The sequence below is a fragment of the Nonomuraea monospora genome (genome assembly GCF_039531895.1).
GTDB lineage: Bacteria > Actinomycetota > Actinomycetes > Streptosporangiales > Streptosporangiaceae > Nonomuraea > Nonomuraea monospora.
The window spans coordinates 1-26,910 of the sequence record NZ_BAAAQX010000047.1; the positions used below are offsets into that span (position 1 = coordinate 1).

Genomic DNA, 26,910 nt, shown 5'->3' on the forward strand with positions numbered 1-26,910 from the left:
TGGTGTCGCGGGCGTCGACCTCGTGCTCCTCGATGTGGATCGAGGACAGGACGTCGTCCTGCACCAGCCGCTGAGAAAGGATGATCGCGTCTTCGTAGTTGTGACCCTCCCACGGCATGAACGCCACCAGGAGGTTCTTGCCCAGCGCCATCTCGCCCTGGTCCGTGCAGGGACCGTCGGCGATGACCTGGTTGACCTCGACGCGGTCGCCCTCGGCCACGATCGGCTTCTGGTTGAAGCTGGTGCCCTGGTTGGAGCGCTTGAACTTGGCGACCCGGTACGTCGTACGCGTGCCGTCGTCGTTCATGACCGTGACGTAGTCGGCGGAGACCTCCTCCACCACGCCGGCCTTCTCGGCGCTGATGACGTCGCCCGCGTCGGTCGCGGCACGGTACTCCATGCCGGTGCCGACCAGCGGCGCCTCGCTCTTCAGCAGCGGCACGGACTGCCTCTGCATGTTGGAGCCCATGAGCGCGCGGTTGGCGTCGTCGTGCTCCAGGAAGGGGATCATCGCGGTGGCGACCGACACCATCTGGCGCGGCGACACGTCGATGTAGTCGACCTCCTCGGCCCGCATGAGCTCGGTCTCGCCGCCCTTGGTGCGGACCAGGACGCGCGCCTCGGCGAACGAGCCGTCGGCGTTGAGCACCGTGTTGGCCTGCGCCTTGACGTAGCGGTCTTCCTCGTCGGCGGTCAGGTAGTCGATCTGCTCGGTCACCTTGCCGTCGACGACCTTGCGGTACGGCGTCTCGACGAAGCCGAAGGCGTTGATCCGGCCGTAGGAGGCCAGCGAGCCGATCAGACCGATGTTGGGGCCTTCAGGCGTCTCGATCGGGCACATCCGGCCGTAGTGGGACGGGTGCACGTCGCGGACCTCGAAGCCGGCCCGCTCACGGGACAGACCACCGGGGCCCAGGGCGGACAGACGCCGCTTGTGCGTCAGGCCGGCCAGGGGGTTGGTCTGGTCCATGAACTGCGAGAGCTGCGAGGTGCCGAAGAACTCCTTGATCGACGCCACGACCGGGCGGATGTTGATCAGGGTCTGCGGCGTGATGGCCTCGACGTCCTGCGTGGTCATGCGCTCGCGCACGACGCGCTCCATGCGGGCCAGGCCCAGGCGGACCTGGTTCTGGATGAGCTCGCCGACGCTGCGCAGGCGGCGGTTGCCGAAGTGGTCGATGTCGTCGACCTCGACGATGACCTCACGGCCCTCGGCGCCCGGCATCGACTCCTCGCCCGCGTGCAGGCGGACGATGTACTCGATGGTGGCGACGATGTCCTCTTCGGTGAGGGTGCCCTGGGTGATCTCCGAGTCGACCCCCAGCTTCTTGTTGATCTTGTAGCGACCCACCTTGGCGAGGTCGTACCGCTTGGGGTTGAAATAGAGGTTCTCCAGCAGGGTCTGCGCCGACTCCTTGGTCGGCGGCTCACCCGGCCGCAGCTTGCGGTAGATGTCGAGCAGGGCGTCGTCCTGACCGGCGGTGTGGTCCTTCTCCAGGGTCGCCCGCATCGACTCGTACTGGCCGAAGCGCTCGAGGATCTGGTCGCTGGTCCACCCCAGTGCCTTGAGAAGCACGGTGACGGCCTGCTTGCGCTTGCGGTCGATGCGCACACCGACGCTGTCGCGCTTGTCGATCTCGAACTCCAGCCAGGCACCCCTCGACGGGATGACCTTGCAGCCGTAGAGGTCCTTGTCGGACGTCTTGTCGACGTTGCGTTCGAAGTAGACGCCCGGCGAACGGACGAGCTGGGAGACCACGACACGCTCGGTGCCGTTGATGATGAAGGTGCCCTTCGGCGTCATGAGCGGGAAGTCGCCCATGAACACCGTCTGGCTCTTGATTTCACCGGTGGTGTTATTGATGAACTCCGCCGTCACGAACATCGGGGCGGAGAAGGTCATGTCCTTCTCTTTGCACTCATCTACGGAGTACTTCGGCGGCTCGAACCGGTGGTCGCGGAACGACAGGGACATGGTCCCCGAGAAGTCCTCGATCGGACTGATCTCTTCGAAGATCTCTTCGAGGCCCGACTGAGTCGGGACGTCCCGACGCCCGGCCTGGCGAGCCGCCTCGACCCGGGCCTTCCACTTCTCGTTTCCGAGCAGCCAGTCGAAAGACTCGGTCTGCAGAGCGAGAAGGTCAGGAACTTCGAGAGGCTCCTGGATACGCGCGAAAGAGACGCGACGGGGACCAGCGGGTACGGCGGAGGCGTTGCGCGAGGCTGCCAACAGATGTCCTTCCGAGGGCTCGCGGCGGACTGACTACACGCACGCCAGACAACCTCGCAACGTGAGCAAGCATCGCGGGTCGTCAAAGGGCAGCGCAAAGGGGCAGTGTAGCCGAACGGCACACGCCTGTCCACTTCACCCTCGCTGCATGCTCCACGTTGGTCGCAGCATCGCCCGTTCAGGCGGAAACGTCAAGCCCGCGAGCCCGACTTTTAGCCGACTCAGGGCCCCGACGCTGGGTTTTCTCCCCTGTGTGACTGATCGCCTACCGCCAGGCCCAAGACGATACCCGCGAACGGGGGCGGTTAACGCTCCGTCACACCGGGGGTCGAACCCATGCCGACAACCGGTGTTGCAGTGACTGGGGTACCCCTATCAAAGGCTTCGCTAAACCTGATTTTTGGTAACAATTGAAGGAAGCGACGCGCCAGCGATCACCTGGAGCCTCAGGCCGTCCCCAAGAGGGTGGACAGGCCGGCCACGAGCCAGCGGGAGTCTTGCCGCACCATGACGAACCTGGCGCGGTTCTGGGTGAACTCTTGCTGGACCCCTTCTTTACCGGGGATCTCCTTGACCGTACCAGTGTTCACGAAGAGCAGAACTTCTACCCGGTCGGGCTCTGCCCGTTCCACACCGGCGCCCGCCACTGCCACGTTCTGGACGATCTTCTCCTCCTTCGCCTTGGGCACCAGGGTCTTCGCCAGCTCCTTGTAATGCCCGGCCAGCTCGCCCGTGGTGAACGTGCCGGCCCTGGCCAGATCCTCCTCCACCGTCCGGTAGTCGTAGGAGAGCAGGTCGGGCGCGACCTTCCTGGCCGCGACCACGGCCTCCTGACCCGCCGCGTCGCTGTCGCGCAGCTCGCGCAGGTCGAACCACATCGTCGGCACCAGCACCCCGCCCGCGACCACCAGGACGCCGAGCACCGCGATCATGAAGACCCTCACCGGACCTGCACCACCTTCGCCGCCAGCCAGGTCCTGCCGATCTTGGTCAGGTCCATCTGCCAGCGGTAGAAGCGCTCCTGCGGCGGGCTGTCGGAGCCGTCCCAGCGGATCTCCACGTCGCCCACGACCAGCACCCTGGCCGTGGTGGCGGTCATCGTGACCAGGCCGGTCGCGCGCAGCACGCCGTGCTGGACGACCTTGTTCTCGACCGTGGTGGTCCGCAACTTGGTCGCGTTGGCCTCGTACTCCGCCCTGGCGGCTCCGGTGGAGGAGCCGATGATCCGCCGCACGTCGGCGTCGGCGCTCTTGTAGTCGAGGGACATGAGGTTCTTGGCGTGCGTGCCCGCGGCCAGGAGCACTGCCTGCTTGTCGCCTGCCCTGCCCTGCTCGTCGCGCGCCTGGGCCGCGATCCACACGCCGGTGCCGACGAGCACCGCCAGCACCCCGCTCAGCGCCGCCAGCAGGATGCGAGCGGGCCGGACAGCAAGCCCTGCCACGTCTGCTCACCCCTCTCCCCGCCGGTCGCTGCCGGATCATAACGCGACATCCGCTTCCGCAGCCCGCCAACCGACGCAGGCGGTTGGGCAGGTGGCGCGGTGGCGGATCGGGTCATATAGGGGCGCTCGGGACACGTCAGGGAGTGAATCGGTCAGAGCCGAAAGATCTCCCACAAATGCCTTCAGATGGCCCTGAGAGGCCCGCAGAGCGCCGGGCACGGCCTCATGCTTGCGATGAGCCTCGGGACGGCCTTCTGCGCCTGTGCGGCGGCCTCGCGAGCGCCGGCCCGCGACCTTACCCGCCGGTTAGAGTTCCGCCACCTCGCCGTTATGCGATCCCGTGCAGGTGGGCGTTGATCAGCCGCGGGTACTCGTCCAGCCAGTTCCGCCCGCGCTCGTCCACGAACGACCCCTGCGGCGGGATCACCCCGTTGGCCGCCAGCCACGTGCCGGGCGGCCGCTGGGTGCGGCGGATCTTGTTGCCGGACGGCATGAGCTGCGGCGGGATCGGCGGCAACGGCCCGGGGTCGTGGCCCATCTGCGCCTCGGCCTCCAGCTCCGACAGGTCCTTCTCCTCCGACATGCCGATCGGGCCGTGCTTCCTGGCGTTGAGGAATTGCCGCACCACCGGCTCGTCGCTCGACAGCAGCATCTCCCGCGAGCCGAACATCACCAGCTCCCGCCGGAACATCAGCCCGATGTTGTCCGGCACCGTGCGGGCGGTGTTGATGTCGTGCGTCACGATCAGGAACGTCGCCTCGATCTCGGCGTTGATGTCCACGATGAGCTGGTTGAGTATCGCGGTGCGCACCGGGTCGAGACCCGAGTCGGGCTCGTCGAACAGGATGATCTCCGGGTCCAGGACCAGCGCCCTGGCCAGCCCCGCCCGCTTGCGCATCCCGCCGGAGATCTCGCCCGGGAGCTTGGTCTCCGCGCCGAGCAGGCCGACCAGCTCCACCTTCTCCATGACGATCTGGCGGACCTGGGCCTCGCTCTTCCTGGTGTGCTCGCGCAGCGGGAAGGCGATGTTGTCGTAGAGGTTGAGCGAGCCGAACAGAGCGCCGTCCTGGAACAGGACGCCGAACAGGCGGCGCAGCTCGTACAGCTTGGCCTCGGCGCAGTTGGCCAGGTCGAAGCCGTCGATCCAGATGTGCCCCCGGTCGGGCCGCAGCAGGCCGACCATGGTCTTGAGGAAGACCGACTTGCCGGTGCCCGAGGGGCCCAGCAGCACCGAGATCTCGCCCGCCGGGAGCGTGAGCGAGACGTCCTCCCAGATGACCTGCCGGCCGAACGACTTGGTCAACCCGTCGACCATGACTTCCACGCCCACGGTCACCTGCCCGATCACAGAAGGCATTGAGAGGATGTCATCACCGTAACGGCGTCCGGGCGAATGGGAACCCGATCTCTCAGCTTGTTACCGGGCAGTTATCAGACTTCCTGTCCAGTAAGGGCGCGCAGGCTCGGCCGCAGCAGCCGGGCCAGCTCCTCCTGCGGCACCCCGCGCAGCTCGTCGATCTCCAGGAGCTGATGGCCCACGGTGATGCCCAGCATGACCAGCGTCATCAGCGCCGCCCGCAGCCGCGCGTCCTCGCCGGGCAGCGCCTCGGCCAGGCGGTCGATCTGCTTGCCGAGCACCTGCCGCGCCGACGCGGCGGCCTCGGGGTGGGTGAGCATGGAGCGCATCATGGCCAGCGAGCCCTGCGGCAGCTCGCCCAGCTTCATGGTCAGCGAGCCCAGCACGTGCTCGACCGCCCCCTCGGGGCCCAGCTCGCCGCCGGCGGGCGGCGTCATGCGGACGGACTGCTGGAACAGCTCCTGCTTGCTGCCGAAGTACTGCATCACGAGGGCCGGGTCGACCTCGGCGCGCTTGGCGACGGCCCTGATCGTGGCGCGTTCGTAGCCCAGCTCGGCGAAGAGCGCCCTGGCCGCGTCGAGGATCCTCGCCTCGGTCCTGCGCCGCCTCTCGGCCCTCGGAACGCCCATCCCCTGACTCTACAGCCGTTGACCGTCCGCTCCATTTCGCTCTACGCTCGTTGAGTCAACAGCCGTTGAGCGAAATGAGGGATCATCATGTCGATCGAAGAGATCGTCACCGGCTTCCACGCGGCCATGCTGCACAAGTCGGCCGACGAACTGGCCGACCTGTACGCCGAGGACGGGCTGCACGAGTTCCCCTTCGGCGGGCTGGCGCCGTACGAGGGCAGGGAGGCGGTGCGCGAGAACTACCGCGCCACGTGGGGCGCGACGCCGTTCGAGGTCGAGGAGGTACGCCGGGTCGCGCTGCACCGCACCGAGGACCCGGAGGTCGTGGTGGTGGAGCAGACCGTGCACGGCGCGGCCGGCGGCCACCGGCTCACCGTGCCGGGCCTGCTCGTGCTGCGGATCAGGGACGGGCGGATCGTGCACACCAAGGACTACATGGACACCAGCGCCATCGCCCAGGTACAGGCGGCGGGCTGATCAGTCCTTGACCCGCGCGTTAACGACGAGCGTGCCCGCCAGCCGGTCGTGCAGGCAGCGCTTTTCCTCGTCGAAGAACGACCACAGCCAGTCAGCCACGGCGAGGAACTGGCCGACCACCGGGATCAGCGGCAGGAACACCCAGAGGGAGCGGAGGGCCGCGGCCCACGGCGAGGGCGGCCGGTCCGTTCCCCGTCCGACCACCTTGAGCCCGACCACCCACTTTCCCAGCGTCCGCCCGAAGCAGGCGTGCGCGGCGCAGAGGTAGGCGAAGGCGGGGACCAGGTTCGCCGGTTCGTCCCAGAAGAAGGGGAACACCCGCTGGACGCCTGAGACGAGCATCGCGCACACCAGGATGTCGAGGAGCCAGGCGCCGAAGCGGGTGAACCGGGGCGCGATCACCCGGCGGTCGACATGGGGGGTGGTGTCGGTCACTCCCCCATTTTGTCGATATTTCAGGATTTCGTGAGGTCGAACACCGTCGTGCCGCCGACCGTGGTCGCGGTGAACGTCTCCTGCACCCACGCCGCGATCTGGGCCGCGTCGTCGCTGCCGCCCGAGCTGCGTCCGGCGCCGCCCATGCCGGTGCCGACGAAGTAGTGGATCTTCTTGTCGGCGACGTACCGCTTGAACTGCTCCAGCGTCGGCGCCGGGTCCGTGCCGTTGAACCCGCCGACCGCCATCACCGGCAGCTCCGTCGCGAGCTGGTACCCGGCCGCGTTGTTGGACCCGACCGTCGCCGCCGCCCACGTGTAGGCGGAGGCGCCGGACTTCAGCAGCGCGGTCAGCTCGGCGCTCGGGGCGGCGGCGCCGAGCAACCCGCCCATGCCACCCCGCATCCCGCCGCCCATGCCCCCACGCATGCCGCCACCCGTACCGCCTGTGCCCCCGCCTGTGCCCCCGCCTGTGCCCCCGCCTGTGCCCCCGCCTGTGCTGCCGCCTGTGCTGCCGCCTGTGCCCCCTGTGCTGCCGTCCGTGCCGCCGCCGCGGCCCGTGCCGCCGGGGTTCTGGGAGCCGCCGTCACTTCCGCCCTGGCCGGGCTGCCCGCCGCCCTGCCACTGGCGAGGCTGCCCGCCCCCTGGTCGCTGGAACCCTCCACCGGATGGCCTCCCAAAACCCCCACCGGTGGAGGGCCCAGCAGTCGGAATGGCGCCCGTGTGCGCCGACGCGGCCGTGTCCACCGCGTACGCCGCCGGCCCGGCCAGGCACGCCACCAGCGCGACCACGACCACGGCCAGCGCCCGGCGGCCGAACAACATCGCCAGCGCCGCCCCGAGCCCCGCCACCAGCACGACCACGCCCAGCCACGGGTTCCAGTCGGAGCTGCGCGACAGCAGCACGTACGACCACCCGGCCGTCCCCGCCGTGACCAGGGCCAGCGCCCGGTGCGCGCCGCGCTCCCAGAGCACCGCCGCCCCCATGCCGACCACCGCCGCGATGGCCGGCGCCAGGGCCACGGTGTAGTAGGCGTGGAAGATGCCCTGCATCAGGCTGAAGATCAGCCCGGTGACGACCAGCCAGCTCCCCCAGACCCACAGCGCGGCCCGTACCGGATCGACGCGGGGCGCGCGGCGCGTCAGCCACGTGGCCGCGACCAGCAGCACCAGCGCCGCGGGCAGCAGCCAGGAGATCTGGCCGCCCGCCTCCGTGTCGAACAGCCGCAGCCAGCCGGCCTGCTGGTTGAGGTTGCCGAGCCCGCCGTAGTTCTCGCCGTTCAGCCGGCCGATGCCGTTGTAGCCGAGCGCCAGCTCAAGGACGCTGTTGTTCTGCGAGCCCCCGATGTAGGGCCGGTCGGCCGCGGGCACCAGCGCCACGGCCAGCAGCCACCACCCGGCCGAGACCACCATGGCCGCACCGGCCAGCAGCAACTGCCGTACCCGCCGCCAGAGCCCCACCGGCGCCGTCAGCAGATAGACCAGCGCGAACCCCGGCAGCACCAGGAACGCCTGCAACATCTTGGCCAGGAACGCGAACCCGATCGCCACCCCCGCCAGCACCAGCCACCGCGTCGCGCCGCGCTCCTGCGCCCTGATCACGCAGTACGCGGCCACGGTCAGCAGCAGGACCAGCAGCGCGTCGGGGTTGTTGAAGCGGAACATCAGCACGGCCACCGGAGTGAGCGCCATCGCGGCCCCGGCCAGCAGCCCCGCCCTGGCCGACAACACCCTGCGCACCGAGGCGTACACCATCGCCACCGAGCCGACCCCCATCAGCGCCTGCGGCACGAGGATCGCCCACGAGTTCAGCCCGAACAGGCGCACGCTGAGCACCATCGGCCACAGTGAGGCCGGCGTCTTGTCCACGGTGATCGCGTTGGCGGCGTCGGAAGCCCCGAAGAAGAACGCCTTCCAGCTCTGGCTGCCGGCCTGGACCGCCGCCGAGTAGAAGGAATTGGCCCACCCTGAGGCCCCCAGACCCCAGATGTAGAGCACACCGGTGCCGACGAGCAGCACGGCCAGCGCCCAACGAGACTTCGCTTCGGTAACCACACCAGGAACGCTAGGCAGGCCGGTTGGCCGGGCGATGAGACGTACATGAGAAGTTTCTGAACCCGCGCGGGGCCCTGGAACGCGAAAAGAGGCGGGCACACCCGGCACCAGGGTGTATCCGCCTCTTTCCGAAGAGCTTCCTGCGTGAAGTGAAGGGGAAGTTACTTCACGGTCACGGTGGCGCCGGCGCCCTCGAGGGCAGCCTTGGCCTTCTCCGCCTGCTCCTTGTTGACCTTGCCGTCGAAGACCGGCTTCGGAGCGCCGTCGACCAGGTCCTTGGCCTCCTTGAGGCCCAGGGACGTCAGGGCGCGGATCTCCTTGATGACCTGGATCTTCTTGTCGCCGGCGGCCTCGAGGATGACGTCGAACTCGTCCTGCTCCTCGACGGCGGCGGCCTCGCCACCGCCACCGGCGGCGGGGGCGGCGGCGACCGCGACGGGCGCGGCGGCCTTGACGTCGAAGGTCTCCTCGAAGGTCTTCACGAACTCGGACAGCTCGAGGAGGGTCATCTCCTTGAACGCGTCGAGCAGCTCGTCGGTGCTGAGCTTCGCCATGATTGTTTCCTTACGTTTAGGACTTGCAGAAAACTAGGAACGGGACCGCGGTACGTGCGGCAACCCCCGGTGTTACTCGCCAGCCTCGTCGCGCTTGGCGCGCAGGGCCTCAGCAAGCTGGGCCATCTGCGTGGGCAGAGCGGCGAACATCGCGGCCGCGGCGCTCTGCTTGGCCTTCAGGGCACCGGCGAGCTTCGCGAGGAGAACCTCGCGGGACTCGAGGTCGGCGAGCTTGGTGATCTCGGAAGCGTCGAGCGTCTTGCCGTCGAGGACGCCGCCCTTGATCACCAGAAGGGGATTGGCCTTGGCGAAGTCACGCAGACCCTTGGCCGCCTCGACAACGTCACCGTTGACGAAGGCGATCGCGGTCGGACCGGCGAGCAGGCCGTCGAGGCCCGTCAGACCGGCCTCGTTGGCCGCGATCTTGGTCAGGGTGTTCTTCGCCACGGCGAACTTCGCATTCCCACCGAGAGAGACGCGCAGCTCCTTGAGCTGAGCGACGGTGAGACCGCGGTACTCGGTCAGAACGGCGGCCTGGCTGCCTTCGAACTCGCTCTTGAGCTCGGCAACCGCTGTCGCCTTATCCGCCCTCGCCATGGGCCTCCTTCCAGATGTGCCGCCGGAGAAGGCCCGCAGAAATGAGAACAGCCCCGGCGCAGGGGCGCACGGGGCTCACGCACATGAATCAACCATGTGGGAAACTCGCATCACACCTGCGCAGGTCGCCCACATGACGTGGAACCTTCGGTCGTCAGGCTCAGAGCACCCGACGACGACCGGCGGTCTTCGGCAACGACCAGAGTACGTGCTGGCCGCCGAGTTTCCAAATCGTTCTCAGTTGGTCGTGCCCTTGGGCAGCTCACCGACCTGGTCGGCGGGCGGCGTCTGGATGGTGACGGCCTCGTTGAAGCCCTTGAAGAACAGGGTCGCGTCGAGCGTCGCGCCGTCCTTGGCGCCGTTCAGCCCGATCTTACGCGGCAGCCCGTCGGCCGCCACCCACATGTCGAACTTGACGTCCTTCAGCTCGGCCAGGTTCTGCCGGGCCTGCTCCTGCTCGGCGGCGGGCAACTGCTGCACGGCCACCTCCACGGGGAAGGTGCCGCTGTAGTGCGTGGTGTCCTCGCCGTTGACGCTCTCGGTGCCGACCGACTTGACGTCCTGCGACGCCGTGACCAGCTTCGTCATGTTGCCCAGGTCGAACTGCTGGATCTGGGCGAGGTACTGGTTGACCTCACCGGCGTGGCCCGTCTCGTTCAGCGAGACCTTGATCCACGGCTTGGTGTTGCCGAGGAAGTCGTTGAGCGCCTGCACCTTCACGTAGACGGTCTCGCCCTGCAGCACCGCCCGCACCCCGCCGGGGACGTTGCGTCCGCCCACGTCGACGGCGTCCAGGGTCAGGTCGGCGGCGACCTGCGGCTTGCTCTGGTAGAGCATGCGGCCCTGCACCTTGCCGGCGCCCTGCTGCGGGTGCGAGACGTTCACCACGGCGTCGACCGTGTAGCTGGTGACCTCGGCGGTCTTCTGCGCCGCCTGCGCGAGAACCTCGGAGGCGGCCAGGTTGACCTGGATGGGCTGGGCGTTCGATCCACAACCGGCGACCGCCGCAACCACGAGCGCGGCTCCTGCCGCGGTCATACTTATCGTGCGCTTCAGCATGTCTTGACCTTACGTTTAAGTTTCCGGGTCATGGCGCCTTCCCCGCACAAATCGGGGAAAACTAAGGGTTCTCCCTCACAGGCTCTGCACGATTCCTCCACAACCCCCTGCCCGGCACGCCCGCCACCAGCCTCCTGCGCACGCGCCCACGGCCCGTCCCCTGGTCCTCCGCAGGCCGCACAGGGCAGCAGGCCTCGCGTACCGAGCGGGCGGCAGGCCGCGCACGCGGGTGGCCGCCTACGCAGCGGGCCACACAAGCCGGACGGGGCAGCAGGCCGGGCGGGCGGCAGGCCACGCGAGCCGGTCGGACAGGCCTGCGAGGCGGCAAGCCGGACGTGGCAGGCCTGGCAGGCGGCAAGCCGGGCGCGTGCAGGCCCGGCAGGTGGCAGGCCGCGTGAGCCGGGCGTGCAGCAGGCGGGCTTGCACACGCCGCACGCGGAGGGCAGCGCAGCGCGGGCCGGGCACGGCCGGGCATGGGGCGGGCCGGACAGCGCGGGCCGGGCACGGGGCAGGCCGCGCGGCCGGGCGGACGGCAGGCCACGCGAGTCGGTCGGACAGGCCTGCGAGGCGGCAAGCCGGGCGTGCAGCAGGCGGGCTTGCACATGCCGCACGCAGAGGGCAGAGCAGTGCGGGCCGGGCAGCGCGGGCCGGGCAGCGCGGGCCGGGCAGCGCGGGCCGGGCACAGGGGCGGGCAGCGCGGGCACTGGGGGCAGGCGGGCACGGGGGCAGGCGCGCACGAAGCGGGCCTACGTGCGGGGCGGGCCTGCGCACGAAGCGGGCCTACGTGCGGGGCATGCCTGCGCACGAAGCGGGCCTGCGTGCGGGGCGGGCCTGGGTGTGTGTCCGGGACGCAGAACGCCCCCGCCCGGACGAATCCAGGCAGGGGCGCGAAGAAGCCGGGAAGCTCAGGCCTCCAGCTCGGCCGTCAGCCCGCGCGTGACGTTGGGGTCGACCGGAACGCCCGGCCCCATCGTCGTCGAGAAGGTGACCTTCTTCAGGTAACGGCCCTTGGCCGCCGACGGCTTGAGACGCAGCACCTCGTCGAGGGCAGCAGCGTAGTTCTCGATGAGCTGGCGCTCGTCGAACGACGTCTTGCCGATGATGAAGTGCAGGTTGGCCTGCCGGTCGGTGCGGAACTCGATCTTGCCGCCCTTGATCTCCGTCACGGCCTTGGCGACGTCGGGCGTCACGGTGCCGGTCTTCGGGTTGGGCATGAGGCCACGGGGGCCGAGCACGCGGCCCAGGCGGCCGACCTTGCCCATGAGGTCGGGGGTGGCCACGACGGCGTCGAACTCGTTGAGCCGGTTGCCCTTGGCGATCTCGTCGATCAGCTCGTCGGCGCCGACGATGTCGGCGCCCGCCTCGCGGGCCGCCTCGGCACGGTCACCGGTCGCGAAGACCAGGACCCGGGCGGTCTTGCCGGTGCCGTGCGGGAGGTTGACCGTGCCGCGCACGATCTGGTCGGCCTTGCGAGGGTCGACGCCCAGCCGGAGAGCGACCTCCACGGTCGAGTCGAACTTGGTGGTCGACGTCTCCTTGGCCAGCTTCGCGGCCTCTACGGGCGAGTAGAGCTTGTCGCGGTCGACCTTGGCCGACGCGTCTTTGTGCGCCTTGCTGCGCTGCATTTCTTGACTCCTAGTGGTGTCCGGGCCGCCTCTGACGGCGGCCCTCCCACGAACTGCTGGGAAAGGTCTTACTCGGCGACGGTGATGCCCATGGACCGGGCGGTGCCGGCGATGATCTTCTCGGCCGCCTCGATGTCGTTGGCGTTGAGGTCGGGCATCTTCGTCTCGGCGATGCTGCGCAGCTGCTCGCGGCTGAGCTTGCCGACCTTGTCGCGGTGCGGGACCGCGCTGCCCTTGTCGAGGCCCAGAGCCTTCTTGATCAGCTCAGGCGCCGGGGGCGTCTTCGTGACGAAGGTGAAGCTGCGGTCCTCGAAAATGGTGATCTCAACGGGGATGATGTTGCCCCGCTGGGCCTCCGTCGCAGCGTTGTACTGCTTGACGAAGTCCATGATGTTGACGCCGTGGGGACCGAGGGCGGTACCCACCGGCGGAGCCGGCGTCGCCTGGCCGGCCGGGAGCTGCACCTTGACGAGTGCGGCGATTTTCTTCTTCGGAGGCATTTGTCCTTCTCCGGGTCCTGATTGCGTTGCGTCCGGCCCGAAGGATTGCGGGCCCGGACATGTCGGAGGCCGCCCTCGCGATTAGGCGGCCGACCGAACGTCTAAGTGTATGTGATCGTCTTAGATCTTCGAGACCTGGTTGAACGAGAGCTCAACCGGGGTCTCACGACCGAAGATCGACACGAGCACCTTGAGCTTCTGCGACTCGGGGCTGATCTCGCTCACCGAGGCGGGCAGTGTCGCGAACGGGCCGTCCATGACGGTGACGGACTCGCCGATCTCGAACTCGACCGTGGGGCCGCTGGCGGCCTTGGCCGTGGTCTTCTTGGCTTCCTCGGTCGGCTCCGGCGCCAGGAGCTTGGCGACCTCGTCGAGGCTGAGCGGGCTCGGCTTGTTGGACAGGCCCACGAAGCCGGTCACGCCGGGCGTGTTGCGCACGGCGGCCCAGGACTCGTCGGTCAGCTCCATGCGCACCAGCACGTAGCCGGGCAGCACGCGCTCCTTGACCGGAACCTTCTTGCCGCTCTTGAACTCCTGGACGGTGTGCGTCGGCACCTCGACCTGGTAGATGTAGTCCTCCATGTTGAGCGACACGTTGCGGCTCTCGATGTTGGACTTCACCCGGTTCTCGTAACCGGCGTAGGAGTGGATCACGTACCACTCGCCGGGCAGACCCCGCAGCGAGCTCTTGAACTCCTCGACGGGGTCGACGTCAGGAAGATCCTCACCGTCCTCGACGGGGGCCGCCTCATCGTCGGCAGCCTCGTCGCTCTCCTCGACCTCGGCCTCCTCCAGAGCCGCCTCGGCGGACTCCTCAGTGGCCTCTTCCAGCTCGTCGCCCCACTCGTCGCGGGACTCGTCCGCCGGAATTGAAGACTCGGACACGGTGACTCTTCCTCTTTCGTGGTTTCGAATGGCGACTCCGACAGGCGACCCACCCGGCGGCGTCTCGGTCAGGATCCGCCGAAGACGCGGAGGACCGCCCATCCCAGGGCGCTGTCGAGCCCGTACACGATCGCAACCATGATCAGAACGAATACCAGAACGACCGTGGTGTAGGTGATGAGATCCTTGCGTGTCGGCCAAATGACCTTACGAAGCTCGTTGACGACCTGCCGATAGAAGAGGGCAGGAGAAGTGCGTGTCTTCTTCTCGCCACTAGGCTTGTCTGCGGTCTCGCCGCGCGTGTCGATCGCCACAGTCCTCACCTGATCCGTCGTATCCAACGCAGTCTTGCGGCGCGCTTACACGCCAATTGTTGCGCGGACCGCACTCGCAGGGCACGAGGGACTCGAACCCCCAACCGCCGGTTTTGGAGACCGGTGCGCTACCAATTGCGCCAGTGCCCTATGTCGTCAACCACACTACCCTGATCGACTCACTGCCTGGACCGAACCGCTCGCCGACATGCGGCGGAAGGACCAGGCGAAAGCATACGGGTGATTGCCCGTCACGTCGAACCAAAACCTGATCGCCCAGGTCAACCGCTGCGAAGGGGCGCGTGGGAGCATGGAGCCATGTCCACCCGATCCCGCATCTCCGCGAGAATTTCCGCGATTTCCGAGTCCGCCACACTCGCCGTAGACGCGAAGGCGAAGGCGATGAAGGCGGCAGGACGCCCCGTCATCGGCTTCGGCGCGGGCGAGCCCGACTTCCCCACGCCCGGGTACATCGTCGAGGCGGCGATCGAGGCGGCCCGCGACCCGCGCTTCCACAAGTACACCCCGGCGGGCGGCCTCCCCGAGCTCAAGAAGGCGATCGCCGCCAAGACCCTGCGCGACTCCGGCTACGCCGCCGACGCCTCGCAGGTGCTGGTCACCAACGGCGGCAAGCAGGCGGTCTACCAGGCGTTCGCGACGCTGCTCGACCCCGGCGACGAGGTGCTGGTCGTCGCCCCGTACTGGACGACCTACCCCGAGGCGATCAAGCTGGCCGGCGGCGTGCAGGTGGACGTCGTGACCGACGAGTCCACCGGCTACCTCGCGACCGTCGGCCAGTTGGAGGCCGCGCGCACCGACCGGACGAAGGTCCTGCTGTTCGTCTCGCCGTCCAACCCGACGGGCGCCGTCTACTCGCGCGAGGAGACCGTCGCGATCGGCCGCTGGGCGGCCGAGCACGGCCTATGGGTCGTCACCGACGAGATCTACGAGCACCTCGTGTACGGCGGCGCCGAGTTCACCAGCATCGCCACGGCCGTCCCCGAGCTGGGCGACCGGGTCGTGATCCTCAACGGCGTGGCCAAGACGTACGCCATGACGGGCTGGCGCGTGGGCTGGCTGATCGGCCCGTCCGACGTGGTCAAGGCCGCCACCAACCTGCAGTCGCACGCCACCTCCAACGTCTCCAACGTCGCCCAGATGGCGGCGCTGGCGGCCGTGTCAGGCGACCTGTCGGCGGTGGCGGAGATGCGGGCGGCGTTCGACCGGCGGCGGCAGGCGATGGTCCGGATGCTGAACGACATCCCCGGCGTCTTCTGCCCTGAGCCGAAGGGGGCGTTCTACGCGTATCCGTCGGTCAAGGAGCTGATCGGCAAGGAGCTGCGGGGGCGCCGGCCGCAGTCGTCCAGCGAGCTGGCCGAGCTGATTCTGGAGGAGGCCGAGGTCGCCGTCGTGCCGGGTGAGGCTTTCGGGACACCCGGTTACTTCAGGCTGTCGTACGCGCTGGGCGACGACGACCTGGCCGAGGGCGTCAGCCGGATGAGCAAGCTGCTGGCCGAGGCCCGCTGAGCCGCCGGGCAGGTCGCTAGGTGGTGATGTCGGCGGCGATCGGCCTGATGTCGTCGGCGAGGCCGGGCGTCGCCCCGACGTAGACGGCGGTGCCCGGCCGCTCCAGCCACATGAAGTTGCGCACGCCCGTCCGGGTCGTCCAGCGCAGCGCGGGTTTGCCCTTGTACGCCGTCAGCGTGGACCTGGCGACCAGCGTGGCGAACTGCTCGGCCGTCCGCACCCCGCACACCACGCCGACGTACATGCGCTCGTCGTTGTCGCTCCAGATGCGGCCCTGGACCTTCTGCGGCCGGGTGAGCGAGTCGAGGCGGGCGAACGTGCCGGCCGGGGTGAGGCCGGCGGGCGAGGCCGGGACGCGCACGTCCGTGTCGTCGTCGCAGGACAGCGAGATCGTGCCGCTGCCGGTGACGTCCGGTTCCTGCTGCGGCGGGGTGGTCTGCGGATCCCGCACCTCGCCGCCGCCGTCCCTGCCGCCGTCCCTGCCGCCGCCGTCGTCACCGCCGATGGCGCCGCAGGCCGTGAGCGTGAACATGAGGAGAACCGCCGCCAACCGCCGCATCGACCCCCCATGAGAGTGCGTTGAACCAGGGAAAAGGCTCCTAGTCTCCTACAGGAGCCTTGACCGAGGCGGCAAGAGTGACGAGTTCGCGGCCGAGGGAGTCGCTGACGCGGATCCACGCGCCCGTTCCCGGGCGTTCGAGCCAGACGATCACGCGTCCGCCTGCCGGGTGCTCGCCCACCACGGCGGGCTTGCCGCGGACGGTGGTCGCGCGGGCGTCCAGCACGGGGATCCGCTTGCGGTAGCCGTCCCAGTCGGCGGCTACCGTACCGCGCTCCACCTGTACCTCGACGAATCTGCCCGCCGCGCCGAAGGCGGCTCGGGCGCGGGAGGCGGTGACGGCGCCGCCGGTGCGTTCGAGGCCCGCGGGCAGGTACGTGAGCCAGAAGTCGTCGGAGACGACCCAGAGCGCGGGCCCGGAGGCGCGCACCGGGCTCGGCTGCCCGACCGAGGCGGCGGCCGGCCGGTCGGGGTCGTGGCTGGGATCGGCCACGTGGCCGGGATCCGGCGCCGCCTGACCAGCGACGGACTCGGCCTCACTGGGGCCGGGCTCGCTGGCCCCGGGCTCGGTGGACCCGGCCTCGTTAGGGGCGGGTTCGTTGGGGGCGGGTTCGATCTGGCTGGGGGCGGGGGCTGGGGTGGGCAAGGCGGCGCGCGGGAGGCGTCCGAAGCCCGACGAGAACAGGCCGTAGATGATGAGCGACGTGACCCCGAGCGCCAGCGCCGCCAGCGCCGCGCGCCATCCCTGGCCGATGTGGTGCCCCTCGGGGATCATGCATCCTTGATATCCCGCCGGACCCCGTCCGTACCGCGTGTTCAGCCCGTCTCGCGGACGCCTCTCGCGATCCTCCGCAGTTCCCGCGCGGCGTCGATCTCCTTGGCGTACTCGGGGCTGACGCACAGCTCGACGGCCAGGCCCGGCCGCAGCTCCCAGACGATCGTGGGGGTGCCGCCCTCGGTGCCGTACGGGACGACCTCGCCGTTCGCGGACACCGTGGCCAGCCGCGCCTGCTTGCCGTTGACGTCCACGACCTCGGTCCCCTCCCAGGACGGCGGGGCGGCGCGCTCGATGGCGGATGCGCCGTGGAAGACGACGAGCTGGACGAAACGGCGGCCGGACGCGTCGCCCACCTTCTCGAAGCTGGCGATGTAACTGCTCTCGGGGTGCACGGTGCCGGGGTCCGCGACCCAGGTGAGGCCGTCGGGCAGGTAGGCGAGGCGGATGCCGCCGAACTGGCGCGGGCTCGCCGGGGGTTCGGTCATGACGGCGCGGTTGGCGGTCTCCCCCGTTACGGAAGGGCCGGTGAAGGCCGCCGGGACAGCCGCGGCGACGGCCGCCGTGACGAGGGCCGCGCCCGCCGTACGGAGGCGGATGGTCCTGGCGCGGTGCCGGCGGCGTACGGACCGGCCTAGATCAGGTGCGGCCTGCACACTGGAGACGTGCGCCGCCATGGCGCCGGCGAGGTCGTCCTCGATCGTCATCTCGTCACTTCCCTTGCGACATCCAGGTTTTCGCGGATCCTGGCCAGCCCTCGCGCCGCCTGGCTCTTGACGGTGCCGACCGAGCAGCCGAGCAGCGCCGCGGTGGCCTGCTCGGACTGGTCCTCCCAGTAGCGCAGCACGAGCACGGCCCGCATCCTGGGCGGCAGCCTGCGCAGCTCGCCGATGAGGGTGTCGCGCAGGTCCAGGTCGGGGCTGTCGGCGGGGGTGTCCGGCGGGCGGGCGAACACGATCTCCTTGATCACCCTGCGCCGCCGCGACCTGCTGATGGCCGCGTTCACCACGACCTTGCGCGCGTACGCCTCGGGGTTGTCGCGGCGGAGGCGGGGCCAGTTCCGGTAGACCTTCTCCAGCGCGTGCTGGACCAGGTCCTCGGCGTCATGCCTGGTCGCCCCGCAGACCAGGATCGCGGTACGCAGCAGCGAGGTGCTCCGCGCGGCGAGGAACTCGTCGAAGGCCGCTTCGTCGTCGTCTGTCATCAGCGAGGGTCCCCTTTCGCCCTCCCCAACGCGCGAACCCGCCCTGAGGTTGAGTGGCAAGATATGCAGATGCTCCGGCCCCTGCATGCGCTCCCCAAGGCCCATCTCCATCTGCACTTCACCGGCTCCATGCGGCACTCGACCCTGATCGAGCTGGCCAGGGAGCAGGGGCTGACCCTCCCCGACGCGCTGGAGCAGGACTGGCCGCCCAAGCTGCGGGCGACGGACGAGCGGGGCTGGTTCCGGTTTCAGCGCCTGTACGACATCGCCAGATCCGTACTGACCCGTCCGGAATACGTCTACCGGCTGATGCGGGAGACGGCGGAGGACGAGGTGGCGGCCGGATCCCGGTGGCTGGAGATCCAGGTCGACCCGTCGGGCTACGCGCAGCGCTTCGGCGGACTGACGGCCACGCTGGAGCTGATGCTGGACGCCGTCGAACAGGCCGCGAAGCACGCGGGCATCGGCATCGCCGTCATCGTCGCGGCCAACCGCACCCGCCACCCGCTCGACGCCAACACCCTGGCCAGGCTCGCCACCCAGTACATCGGCAAGGGCGTCGTCGGCTTCGGCCTGTCCAACGACGAGCGGCGCGGCGCAGCCAGGGACTTCGAGCGGGCGTTCAGGATCGCCAAACGCGGCGGCCTGCTGGCGGTGCCGCACGGCGGCGAGCTGCTGGGGCCGCGCAGCGTCGCGCAGTGCGTGGACGACCTCGGCGCCGACCGGGTCGGCCACGGCGTGCGCGCGGCCGAGGACGAGTGGCTCATGCAGCGCCTGGCCGACCGGCAGATCTGCTGCGAGGTCTGCCCCACCTCGAACGTCGGCCTGGGCGTCGCCGAGGAGCCGGCCGACGTGCCGGTGCGGCGGCTGTTCGACGCGGGGGTGCCGATCGCGCTGGGCTCCGACGACCCGCTGCTGTTCGGCACGCGGCTGCTGCGGCAGTACGAGCTCGCCAGGGACGTGTACGGGTTCAGCGACGCGGAGGTGGCGGAGCTGGCGCGGCAGTCCGTACGGTCGTCCACCGCGCCAGAGTCGGTGCGCAAGGAGCTGCTGAAGGGCGTGGACGACTGGCTCACGCGCTCACTCGACTGACGAGGCTATGCGGACGGCCTCCGCCATGCTCTTCGCGCCCTCCAGCCGGAAGTTGAGGCCGTCCCGCGTCCAGAGGAGCGTGGCGGCGGCCTGGCGGAGCGGGACCTGGGTGCCGTCCTCGCGGGGGATGTAGCCGAGGGGGTGCTCGCCGGGGATCCACCAGGCTTCGCGGCCGTTCACGCGGGTGTATTCGGGGGCGGGCGGGCCGAGCTTCTTGAAGAAGAACGGGGTAACGGTGCCGTCGAACTGGTCCAGCCTGAGGCCTCCCGGCCAGTACATCGAGACCACCCTGCCGCCGTCGGCCACCGTGACGCGCTCCGGGTCGGCGAGTGCTGTGGGGGTCTTGACCTGGAACTTCGCCTGGTTCTGGACGTCGGCGCGGGGGACCTCGTGCTCGCCTGGGAGCGGGGTCGTGGTGGTGACGGGCGGGGGTGTCGTCTCGCCGATCTCTATCTCTATGCCGGCGAAGCGCAGGATCTGGACGACGGCGGCGCGGCCCTGGGGGGTGGCGGCCGTGACCGTGATGACGGCTATGACGACGGCTGCGATGACCGTCCACCTCGTTCGCCGGCGACGTGCACCGTCCCGCCGGCCCGGCGCCGGAGAGTCGGTGCGGGTGGGGGGACGCACGGGGCCGGTGATCGGGCCGTGCGCCGGATCGGGCCCGGCGCCGGGCGCAGAGGCATCCGGCGCAGAGGCATCGGGCGTGGTGGCGGCGGGCGTGGTGGCGGCGGGTGGTTCGAGGCGGGCGCGGACGGCGGCGGCCACGTCGGACGAAGGCGGCGGCTCGGGAACGTCGAGAAGATCACCGAGAGCCGTCAGCTCGGCTTCGATCTCGTCGAAAGGCTCATGCGAGCTCATCCCCCACCTCCTCCCTCAACCGCGCCAACCCCCGATGCGTACTGGACTTCACAGTTCCGACAGGCCAGTCGAGCACCTGCGCCGTCTCCGCCTCGCTCAGTTGTAAGAAGTACCGGCACACGACCGCCTGACGTTCCCGCTCGGGCAGCCCGCGCACCGCCGCCAGCAATCGCGAGCGCCGGTCGGTGGCGACGGCGAGACCTTCGGGGTCGTCGGGCACCCGCGTGTCGGCGGTGCCGCTGAGCCGCAGTTCGAGCGAGGAGCGCCGGCCACGCGACCGGGTGAGGTTGTGGGTCTCGTTGGCGACGATGCGCAGCAGCCACGGCCGGAAGGGCGCGTCCTTGCGGAAGCTCGGCAGGTGGCGGAACGCCTTGACGAACGCCTCCTGCACCACGTCCTCCGCCTCGTCCCCCGCGCCGAGCATGAAGGCGGTACGGTGGGCGAGCGCGCTGTAGCGGGCGACCAGCGCCTCGTAGGCCCCCAGGTCACCGTCGAGCGAGCGCGCGATCGCCTCGTCGTCGTCCATGGCGAGTCAGATTCCACCGCAAACAGGTCACGCGGGGAAGGGTGATCCGCGGATCGTGTCATCCTGGTGACTGTCGCGGGCACTAGACTCGGGCAATCCGTGAGCCCCTCGAAGGAACGGGATTATGTCTTCTGGGTATGACCGTGTAGTGCAACCCGCGGCCGGTGACGAGGCCCTGGAGAACCACCTGGGTGGGGACGAGGCCAAGAACTATCGGCAGTACGAGTTCGACATGGTCGCCCCGCATGTCGGCCGCTCGATGCTGGAGATCGGCTCGGGGCTGGGCCACTTCGCCGAGCAGTTCCTGCCGCGTCTCGACCGTCTGGTGGTCAGCGACTTCGACCCCTACTGCGTCGAGCAGCTGGAGAAGCGCTTCGCCGACCGCGACGACATCAGCGTCCTGCAGTTCGGGCTGCCGACGGACATCCCGCTGGAGGACAAGGTCGACACGGTCGTCATGATGAACGTCCTGGAGCACATCGAGGACGACGCGGAGGCGCTGCGCTCGCTGGCGCGCGTGACGCAGCCGGGCGGGCGGATCATCATCTGGGTGCCCGGCTACCAGCAGCTCTACGGCGACTTCGACCGCAAGGTGGGCCACGTCCAGCGCTACACGCCGAAGACGCTGGGCACGACGGTCGCCAAGGCGGGGCTCGACGCCGAGGTGCTCAAGCCGATCAACTTCCTGGGCGGCATCGCCTGGTGGGTGGCGGTGCGCCGGGGCGGGGTGGGCTACCCGGACCCGCGCCTGGTCAAGATCTACGACCGTACGGTGGTGCCGATGACCAGGCTCATCGAGCGGTTCGTCACGCCGCCGTTCGGTCAGACGGTGTTCTGCGTGGCGCGCGTCCCGCAGAAGCTTTAGAAGACACGTCCGGCCGCGCCCGAGGATCTCAGGGGCGCGGCCGGACGGGTCACTTGATGGAGCCGGCGGTCAGACCGCCGACCACCTTCCGCTCGATCAGGGCGAACAGGATGATCACCGGGATGGTGGCGATCACCGAGCCGGCGAACAGGTTCTGCCAGTCCACCTGGTACTGCCCGATGAACGAGTTGAGCGCCACGGGAAGCGGCTGGTTCGCGGTCGTGGTGGTGAGGGTCAGCGCGACCACGAACTCGTTCCACGCGGCGATGAACGTGAAGATCAGCGCGGTGATGACGCCGGGCATGGCCAGCGGCAGCGTGATCCTGAACAGCGCGCCGAAGCGCCCGTTCCCGTCGATGAAGGCGGCCTCCTCCAGCTCGCGCGGGATGGAGGAGAAGTACGCGGTCAGGATCCACACGGCGAAGGCCAGGTTGAAGCCGGCGTTGACGAGGATCAGCGCCCAGATCGAGTCCACCAGCCCGAACTGGAAGAACTCGCGGTAGATGCCGACCACCATGGCCGTGGGCTGGAACATCTGGGTGATCAGCACCAGGATGAGGAACGCGTTACGGCCGCGAAAGTTGTGCCTGGCCGCGTAGTACGCCGCGGGCAGCGCGACCAGGAGCACGAGCACGGTCGATCCGGCCGCCACCTTGATCGTCACCCAGAGGTTGCCGGCCAGGCCGCTGCCCCAGAAGTCGGTGAGGTTGGACCACACCCACTCGTCGGGCCAGAACGTCACGTCGCGCAGCGACTCCTGCGAGCGCAGCGAGGTCAGCAGCATGACCACGTACGGGAACAGGAACAGCAGCGCGACGACGTACGCGGTGGCCGCGATGAGGACGGTCTTCAGCCTGGGCATGGCGCGCGCGACGCCGCCGCGCCTGGCACGGGCGTGGTGGTGATGCGGCTGGGCCTGCGCCGGCATGGTCTTGACGGCCATCACGCCACCTCCTTGTTCCATCGGGACACCTTGAGGAAGATCACGGTGAGCACGATCACCATGCCGAAGTTGACGACGGACATGGCGGCCGATTCGCCGATGTCGGAGCCCTTGAGGATGTACATGAGGATGGTCGAGGTGGCGGTGGAGTAGCCGGGCTGCCCGTGGGTCATGGCCCAGATGATCGGGAAGCTGTTGAAGACGTTCATGACGTTGATCAGGGCGGCCACGGTGAGCGCGGGGCGCAGCAGCGGCAGGGTGATCGACCAGTACGTCCGCAGGCGTCCGGCGCCGTCCATCCTGGCGGCCTCGTACACGTCTGAGGGGATCGTGGCGAGCCCGGCGAGCAGCGCGTACGTGGTGAACGGCACCGACACGAACACCGCGACGAACACCAGCCACGGCATGGCGGTGGCGGCGTCGCCGAGCTGGTCGGCGGCGGCTCCGCCCATCGCGTCGATCAGGCCGAGCTGGAGGCGGATCTGGTTGATCACGCCGACCTCGGGGTCGAGCATCCACTTGAAGATGATGGCCGTCATCAGCACCGACGCGGCCCACGGCGCGATGAGCGCCCAGCGGGCCAGCTTGCGCAGCGGGAAGCGCTGGTTGAAGAGCTGGGCCAGGGCCAGCGAGAGCAGCACGGTGAGCGCGACGACGGCGACGACCCAGATCACGCTGCGGAGCATGACGTCGGCGAAGTCCTTCTCGGCGAAGAGCTTGTCGTAGTTGGCGAGCCCGGCCGAGCCGCGCACCACGCCGAGCCGGCTGATCTCCAGGAACGAGGACCTGATCATCTCGACCACGGGCCAGATCACGACCAGGGCGATCAGCACGATGGCGGGCCCGATCCAGGCGAGGGGTTCGAGGGCGCGCAGGCCCCGCGATCGCGCGCGCGGCTTCTTGACGTCCAGGGTTGTCACTCAAGTACCTTTCGCAAGGACGGTACGACCGGCGGTGGCCGGCCGTACCGTGGTCTCGCTGGATCAGCCGGCCGCTTCCGCGGTCTTCTGCAGCTCACCGAGGACCTTGGCCGGGTCGTCCTTGACGGCCCCGCCGATGGTCTGCTTGATCGCCGGGTTCAGGGTGGCCCACTTGGGGTCCTGGAAGGGGTAGAAGCTGGCGTTGGGCAGGGCGGCGAGGAACGGCTTGAGCTTCTCGTCGCCGGACAGCTTCTGGATGCCGCCGTTGGTGACGGGCAGCAGCTTGTAGATGTCGGAGATCTTCTCGGCGGCGTCGCCGGTGTAGAAGAAGTCGAAGAACTTCTTGATCTCGGCGGCGTGGCCGTTCTTGTTGAACGCCATGATCCAGTCCATGACGCCGAGCGTGGTGTCGAGCGGGCCGGCCTTGCCGGGGATGGGCGCGACGCCGTAGTTCTTCAGGCCGGCCGCGTCGAAGATCGGGATGGACATGGGGCCGCCGTTGACCATGCCGACCTTGCCGGCGCCGAAGTCCTCCCAGACCGTCTTGCGGTCCTTGGTGCCGGGGTTGGGGGTGGTCAGACCGGCGTCGACCAGGCCCTTCATGTACGTGAAGGTCTCGACGTTCTGCGCCGAGTTGATCGCCCACTTGCCGGCGGCGTCCTTGTAGCCGCCGCCGTTGCCGAGCATCCACAGGAACGACTCGGCCTGGGCCTCCTCCTGGCCGAGCGGCAGGCCGAACGGCTGGGTCACGCCGGCCGCCTTCAGCTTCTCGGCGGCGGCCTTGAGCTCGTCCCAGGTCTTCGGCGGCTCGGTGATCTTGGCCTTCTCGAACAGGTCCTTGTTGTAGAACAGGGCGCGGGCCGAGGAGACGAACGGGATGCCGTACGCGGTGCCGTCCACCTTGCCGAACTCGGCGAACTTCTGCAGCATGTCGCCGGAGACGTTCGGGGACAGGACCTCGTCCACCTTGTGGAGCAGGCCGTCCTCGACGAAGCCGGAGTAGTCGCCGGTCTGCAGGATGTCCGGGATCTGGCCGTTCTGCACCATGGTGGCGACTTGCTTGTCGATGTCGTTCCAGTTGATGACCTGGACCTCGACCTTGATGTTCGGGTTGGCCTTGGTGAACTCGTCGGTGACGCCCTTCCAGAACGTCTCGCCGGAGTTGGGCTTGCCGGGGCCGTCGCCGTAGTCGGCCGCGACCATCTTCAGCGTGACCGTGCCGTCACCCGACGCCTGGGTGTCACCTCCGCCGCCGGAGCCGCCAGAACCGCAACTGGACAGGACCAGCATGGTGGCAAGGCCGAGAGCGGCGCCGCCCACAAGCTTCATGTTCACTGGAGATACCGCCTTCTCGTCGGACGGGCCCCGCTGGTCCGTACCAGCCGGCCGGGCCCCGCCCAGGGGGATGAGCACGCGGCCCAGCACCAACCAGCGCATCGCCGCGTTTGCGCAAGCGTAAGCCGGAGTTCAGCGGCCGGTCTATACCGGCCTGTCTCGGTTTGGCAACACTCGGGTGGCAAAGAGCGCACATCCGGTCTAGACCGGATGTCAGAGAATCTTGCGGCGGACGTTCTCCCCGCCCTCGGGCGAGCCGATCCACGGGCCCTCGACGGACGGGTCGAGGATGCCCTCCTCGACGAAGGTGTAGCGGCCGTCGAGCACGTAACCGGCCACCCGGGCGTCGAGATTGTCGCTGTTGTCCCACAGGCGGTCGAACAGCGCGTCCACCCGGCGTCTGGACTGCTGGCAGAAGGTGTCGGCCAGCTCGTACGGCCTGCGCCCCAGATCCTTGGAGTCCTCCTCGGCCTTCAGGCAGACGGCGGTCATCGCGTACAGCTCGGCGCCGATGTCGACGATCCTGCCGAGGAACGCCTGCTTGTGCTCCAGCCTGCCCTGCCAGCGGGACATGCCGTAGAAGGTGGACCTGGCCAGTTTCCTGCTGGTCCGCTCCACGAAGCGCAGGTGCCCGGCCAGCGGGCCGAAGCCGGCGTACGCGGTGGGCAGGTTGCCGGTGCCGGCCACCAGCGTGGGCAGCCACTTGGCGTAGAAGCGGCCGGCCCTGCGCAGGGCCTGGGCGCGCTCCTGGCGACTGGCCTCGGGGTTGATCAGCTCGCCCGCGGCGGACAGGTGCGCGTCCACCGCCTCCCGGGTGATCGCCAGGCGCATGATCTCGGAGGAGCCCTCGAAGATGCGGTTGATGCGGGAGTCGCGCAGCATCTGCTCGGCGGGCACCCCGCGCTCGCCCCTGGCGACCAGCGACTCGGCGGTCTCGTAGCCGCGCCCGCCGCGGATCTGCACCAGCTCGTCGAGCACCTGGTACGACAGCTCGGAGGCGAACAGCTTGGCCAGCGCCGCCTCGATCCTGATGTCGTTGCGCCGGTCGTCGGCCAGGCGGGCGGTCAGCTCGCAGACGGCGTCAATGGCGTACGCGGTGGCCACGATGAAGGCGACCTTGGTGGCCACGGCCTCGTGCAGGCCGACCTTGCGGCCCCACTGCACGCGTTCGTTGCCCCACTCGCGGGCGATCTTGACGGCCCACTTGGCGTTCCCTGCGCAGGTGGCGGGCAGCGACAGGCGGCCCGTGTTGAGCGTGGTGAGCGCGATGCGCAGCCCTTCGCCCTCCTTGCCGATGAGGTTCTTGGCGGGCACCCTGACCTGGGAGAGCTCCGTCACGCCGTTCTCTATGCCGCGCAGCCCCATGAACGTGTTGCGCCGCTTGACCGTGATGCCCGGTGAGTCGGCCTCCACCACGAACGCGCTGATCTTCTTGCCGGTCCTGGCCATGACGACGAGGAGGTCGGCGATGACGCCGTTGGTGGTCCAGAGCTTGACGCCGTCGAGCACGTACTCGTCGCCGTCGCGCACGGCGGTGGTGGCCAGCCGCGCGGGGTCGGAGCCGACGTCGGGCTCGGTCAGCAGGAACGCGGAGATCTCCCCCGCCGCGCAGCGCGGCAGGTACTCCCGCTTCTGCTCCTCGGTGCCGAACAGCTTGAGCGGCTGCGGCACCCCGATCGACTGGTGCGCGGACAGCAGCGTGGCCAGCGCGGGACAGTAGGAGCCGACCAGCGTGAGCGCGCGGCAGTAGTACAGGTACGGCAGGCCGAGCCCGCCGTACTCCTCCTTGATCGTGATGCCGAACGCGCCGAGCTCCGCCAGGCCCTTCACCACGTCGTCGGGCACCTGCGCGGTCCGCTCGATGAGCGCCGGGTCCACGCGCGCGTCGAGGAAGCGCCGCACCGCCCGGACGAACTCCTCCCCCTTCTTCGTCGCGGCGTCGGGCAGCGTGGGCGCCGGATGCACCAGGTCCATCCGGAAGTCGCCGAGGAAGAGCTGCTTGGCGAAGCTCGGGCGCGCCCACTCCTTCTCCCGCGCCTGCTCGCCCACCTGCCTGGACTCCGCGTACTTGGCGTGCTGGGTCATGGCACCTCCCGACTCGCGCCGTCTGTGCTCATGTGTACTGCCCGCCTGACGGCGCTCTGTC

Annotated in this window: 28 protein-coding genes and 1 tRNA gene; 4 read left to right on the forward strand and 25 right to left on the reverse strand. The window is 69.2% G+C overall.

Annotated features, from left to right (window positions below; genetic code table 11):
* From rpoB to ABD331_RS52110, 5 genes are all read right to left on the reverse strand, one after another.
* The coding region (rpoB, locus tag ABD331_RS52090) for a DNA-directed RNA polymerase subunit beta (RefSeq protein ID WP_344493482.1) at window positions 1–2,230 on the reverse strand (2,230 nt) is incomplete at its 3' end.
* A gap of 446 nt (window positions 2,231–2,676) precedes the next feature.
* Complete coding sequence (locus tag ABD331_RS52095) at window positions 2,677–3,174, reverse strand: hypothetical protein (RefSeq protein ID WP_344493484.1); 498 nt, start codon at window positions 3,172–3,174, stop codon at window positions 2,677–2,679.
* Complete coding sequence (locus ABD331_RS52100) at window positions 3,171–3,671, reverse strand: hypothetical protein (protein ID WP_344493486.1); 501 nt, start codon at window positions 3,669–3,671, stop codon at window positions 3,171–3,173. The genes ABD331_RS52095 and ABD331_RS52100 overlap by 4 nt, the downstream gene beginning before the upstream one ends.
* 328 nt (window positions 3,672–3,999) lie before the next feature.
* A complete protein-coding gene (locus tag ABD331_RS52105; RefSeq protein WP_344493713.1) occupies window positions 4,000–5,001 on the reverse strand; it encodes an ABC transporter ATP-binding protein in 1,002 nt (333 codons plus the stop codon).
* Between the two features lie 101 nt (window positions 5,002–5,102).
* Window positions 5,103–5,657 carry a TetR/AcrR family transcriptional regulator gene (locus tag ABD331_RS52110; protein WP_148441999.1) on the reverse strand — a complete coding sequence of 185 codons (555 nt, stop codon included), beginning with the start codon at window positions 5,655–5,657 and terminating at the stop codon, window positions 5,103–5,105.
* Window positions 5,658–5,744: 87 nt separating this feature from the next.
* On the opposite strand from ABD331_RS52110, the gene ABD331_RS52115 reads away from it, so the two are divergent.
* Window positions 5,745–6,134, forward strand: coding sequence for a nuclear transport factor 2 family protein (locus ABD331_RS52115; RefSeq protein ID WP_344493489.1), 390 nt, complete (start codon window positions 5,745–5,747; stop codon window positions 6,132–6,134).
* Here the strand turns inward: ABD331_RS52115 and ABD331_RS52120 are convergent, their stop codons facing one another.
* From ABD331_RS52120 to ABD331_RS52165, 10 genes are all read right to left on the reverse strand, one after another.
* Window positions 6,135–6,569, reverse strand: a complete 435-nt coding sequence (locus tag ABD331_RS52120) for an RDD family protein (RefSeq protein ID WP_344493491.1) — start codon at window positions 6,567–6,569, stop codon at window positions 6,135–6,137.
* Window positions 6,570–6,589: 20 nt separating this feature from the next.
* On the reverse strand, window positions 6,590–8,623 hold the full coding sequence (locus ABD331_RS52125) for an ArnT family glycosyltransferase (RefSeq protein WP_344493493.1): 2,034 nt from the start codon (window positions 8,621–8,623) through the stop codon (window positions 6,590–6,592).
* A gap of 161 nt (window positions 8,624–8,784) precedes the next feature.
* Window positions 8,785–9,177, reverse strand: coding sequence for a 50S ribosomal protein L7/L12 (rplL, locus tag ABD331_RS52130; RefSeq protein WP_344493495.1), 393 nt, complete (start codon window positions 9,175–9,177; stop codon window positions 8,785–8,787).
* A gap of 72 nt (window positions 9,178–9,249) precedes the next feature.
* Window positions 9,250–9,774, reverse strand: a complete 525-nt coding sequence (gene rplJ / locus ABD331_RS52135; protein WP_148442004.1) for a 50S ribosomal protein L10 — start codon at window positions 9,772–9,774, stop codon at window positions 9,250–9,252.
* 237 nt (window positions 9,775–10,011) lie between these two features.
* On the reverse strand, window positions 10,012–10,812 hold the full coding sequence (locus tag ABD331_RS52140) for an SCO4651 family lipoprotein (protein ID WP_344493499.1): 801 nt from the start codon (window positions 10,810–10,812) through the stop codon (window positions 10,012–10,014).
* A 926-nt stretch (window positions 10,813–11,738) separates the two neighbouring features.
* The gene (rplA, locus tag ABD331_RS52145; RefSeq protein ID WP_148442007.1) at window positions 11,739–12,458 is read right to left on the reverse strand and encodes a 50S ribosomal protein L1; all 720 of its coding nucleotides are present in this window, start codon (window positions 12,456–12,458) and stop codon (window positions 11,739–11,741) included.
* 68 nt (window positions 12,459–12,526) lie between these two features.
* Window positions 12,527–12,958 carry a 50S ribosomal protein L11 gene (rplK, locus tag ABD331_RS52150; protein ID WP_148442008.1) on the reverse strand — a complete coding sequence of 144 codons (432 nt, stop codon included), beginning with the start codon at window positions 12,956–12,958 and terminating at the stop codon, window positions 12,527–12,529.
* Window positions 12,959–13,078: 120 nt separating this feature from the next.
* On the reverse strand, window positions 13,079–13,843 hold the full coding sequence (nusG, locus tag ABD331_RS52155) for a transcription termination/antitermination protein NusG (RefSeq protein ID WP_344493504.1): 765 nt from the start codon (window positions 13,841–13,843) through the stop codon (window positions 13,079–13,081).
* Window positions 13,844–13,911: 68 nt separating this feature from the next.
* The gene (gene secE / locus ABD331_RS52160; protein WP_080043257.1) at window positions 13,912–14,157 is read right to left on the reverse strand and encodes a preprotein translocase subunit SecE; all 246 of its coding nucleotides are present in this window, start codon (window positions 14,155–14,157) and stop codon (window positions 13,912–13,914) included.
* A gap of 77 nt (window positions 14,158–14,234) precedes the next feature.
* Window positions 14,235–14,307 (reverse strand) — tRNA-Trp (locus ABD331_RS52165).
* A gap of 168 nt (window positions 14,308–14,475) precedes the next feature.
* Here ABD331_RS52165 and ABD331_RS52170 point away from each other — a divergent pair.
* On the forward strand, window positions 14,476–15,684 hold the full coding sequence (locus ABD331_RS52170) for a pyridoxal phosphate-dependent aminotransferase (protein ID WP_344493507.1): 1,209 nt from the start codon (window positions 14,476–14,478) through the stop codon (window positions 15,682–15,684).
* A gap of 16 nt (window positions 15,685–15,700) precedes the next feature.
* Here ABD331_RS52170 and ABD331_RS52175 read toward each other — a convergent pair whose 3' ends face one another.
* From ABD331_RS52175 to ABD331_RS52190, 4 genes are read right to left on the reverse strand one after another with little or no spacing between them, the layout of a single operon-like run.
* The gene (locus tag ABD331_RS52175) at window positions 15,701–16,243 is read right to left on the reverse strand and encodes a hypothetical protein (protein WP_344493509.1); all 543 of its coding nucleotides are present in this window, start codon (window positions 16,241–16,243) and stop codon (window positions 15,701–15,703) included.
* A 40-nt stretch (window positions 16,244–16,283) separates the two neighbouring features.
* A complete protein-coding gene (locus ABD331_RS52180) occupies window positions 16,284–17,018 on the reverse strand; it encodes a hypothetical protein (RefSeq protein ID WP_344493511.1) in 735 nt (244 codons plus the stop codon).
* Between the two features lie 41 nt (window positions 17,019–17,059).
* Window positions 17,060–17,725: a hypothetical protein gene (locus tag ABD331_RS52185; RefSeq protein ID WP_344493513.1), complete on the reverse strand. Its 666-nt coding sequence runs from the start codon at window positions 17,723–17,725 to the stop codon at window positions 17,060–17,062.
* The gene (locus ABD331_RS52190; RefSeq protein ID WP_344493515.1) at window positions 17,722–18,222 is read right to left on the reverse strand and encodes a SigE family RNA polymerase sigma factor; all 501 of its coding nucleotides are present in this window, start codon (window positions 18,220–18,222) and stop codon (window positions 17,722–17,724) included. Before ABD331_RS52190 ends, ABD331_RS52185 begins: the two co-directional genes overlap by 4 nt.
* Window positions 18,223–18,291: 69 nt before the next feature.
* On the opposite strand from ABD331_RS52190, the gene ABD331_RS52195 reads away from it, so the two are divergent.
* Entirely contained in the window at window positions 18,292–19,314 is a 1,023-nt protein-coding gene (locus tag ABD331_RS52195; RefSeq protein ID WP_344493517.1) for an adenosine deaminase, read from the forward strand.
* Here ABD331_RS52195 and ABD331_RS52200 read toward each other — a convergent pair.
* Window positions 19,303–20,175 (reverse strand): hypothetical protein, encoded by an 873-nt coding sequence (locus ABD331_RS52200; RefSeq protein WP_344493519.1) that lies wholly within the window; start codon window positions 20,173–20,175, stop codon window positions 19,303–19,305. The two genes, ABD331_RS52195 and ABD331_RS52200, sit on opposite strands and share 12 nt — an antisense overlap.
* Window positions 20,162–20,701 (reverse strand): RNA polymerase sigma factor, encoded by a 540-nt coding sequence (locus tag ABD331_RS52205; protein WP_344493521.1) that lies wholly within the window; start codon window positions 20,699–20,701, stop codon window positions 20,162–20,164. Before ABD331_RS52205 ends, ABD331_RS52200 begins: the two co-directional genes overlap by 14 nt.
* A gap of 148 nt (window positions 20,702–20,849) precedes the next feature.
* Here ABD331_RS52205 and ABD331_RS52210 point away from each other — a divergent pair, with 148 nt between their 5' ends.
* A complete protein-coding gene (locus ABD331_RS52210; RefSeq protein WP_344493523.1) occupies window positions 20,850–21,566 on the forward strand; it encodes a class I SAM-dependent methyltransferase in 717 nt (238 codons plus the stop codon).
* Window positions 21,567–21,615: 49 nt separating this feature from the next.
* Here the strand turns inward: ABD331_RS52210 and ABD331_RS52215 are convergent, their stop codons facing one another.
* The 4 genes from ABD331_RS52215 to ABD331_RS52230 all read right to left on the reverse strand — a co-directional run bounded on the left by ABD331_RS52215 (window position 21,616) and on the right by ABD331_RS52230 (window position 26,849).
* Window positions 21,616–22,530 (reverse strand): carbohydrate ABC transporter permease, encoded by a 915-nt coding sequence (locus ABD331_RS52215; RefSeq protein ID WP_344493525.1) that lies wholly within the window; start codon window positions 22,528–22,530, stop codon window positions 21,616–21,618.
* Complete coding sequence (locus tag ABD331_RS52220) at window positions 22,509–23,429, reverse strand: carbohydrate ABC transporter permease (RefSeq protein WP_344493527.1); 921 nt, start codon at window positions 23,427–23,429, stop codon at window positions 22,509–22,511. Before ABD331_RS52220 ends, ABD331_RS52215 begins: the two co-directional genes overlap by 22 nt.
* Window positions 23,430–23,492: 63 nt before the next feature.
* Complete coding sequence (locus ABD331_RS52225) at window positions 23,493–24,758, reverse strand: extracellular solute-binding protein (RefSeq protein WP_344493529.1); 1,266 nt, start codon at window positions 24,756–24,758, stop codon at window positions 23,493–23,495.
* Window positions 24,759–24,977: 219 nt separating this feature from the next.
* On the reverse strand, window positions 24,978–26,849 hold the full coding sequence (locus tag ABD331_RS52230) for an acyl-CoA dehydrogenase family protein (protein WP_344493531.1): 1,872 nt from the start codon (window positions 26,847–26,849) through the stop codon (window positions 24,978–24,980).
* Window positions 26,850–26,910: the final 61 nt, after the last annotated feature.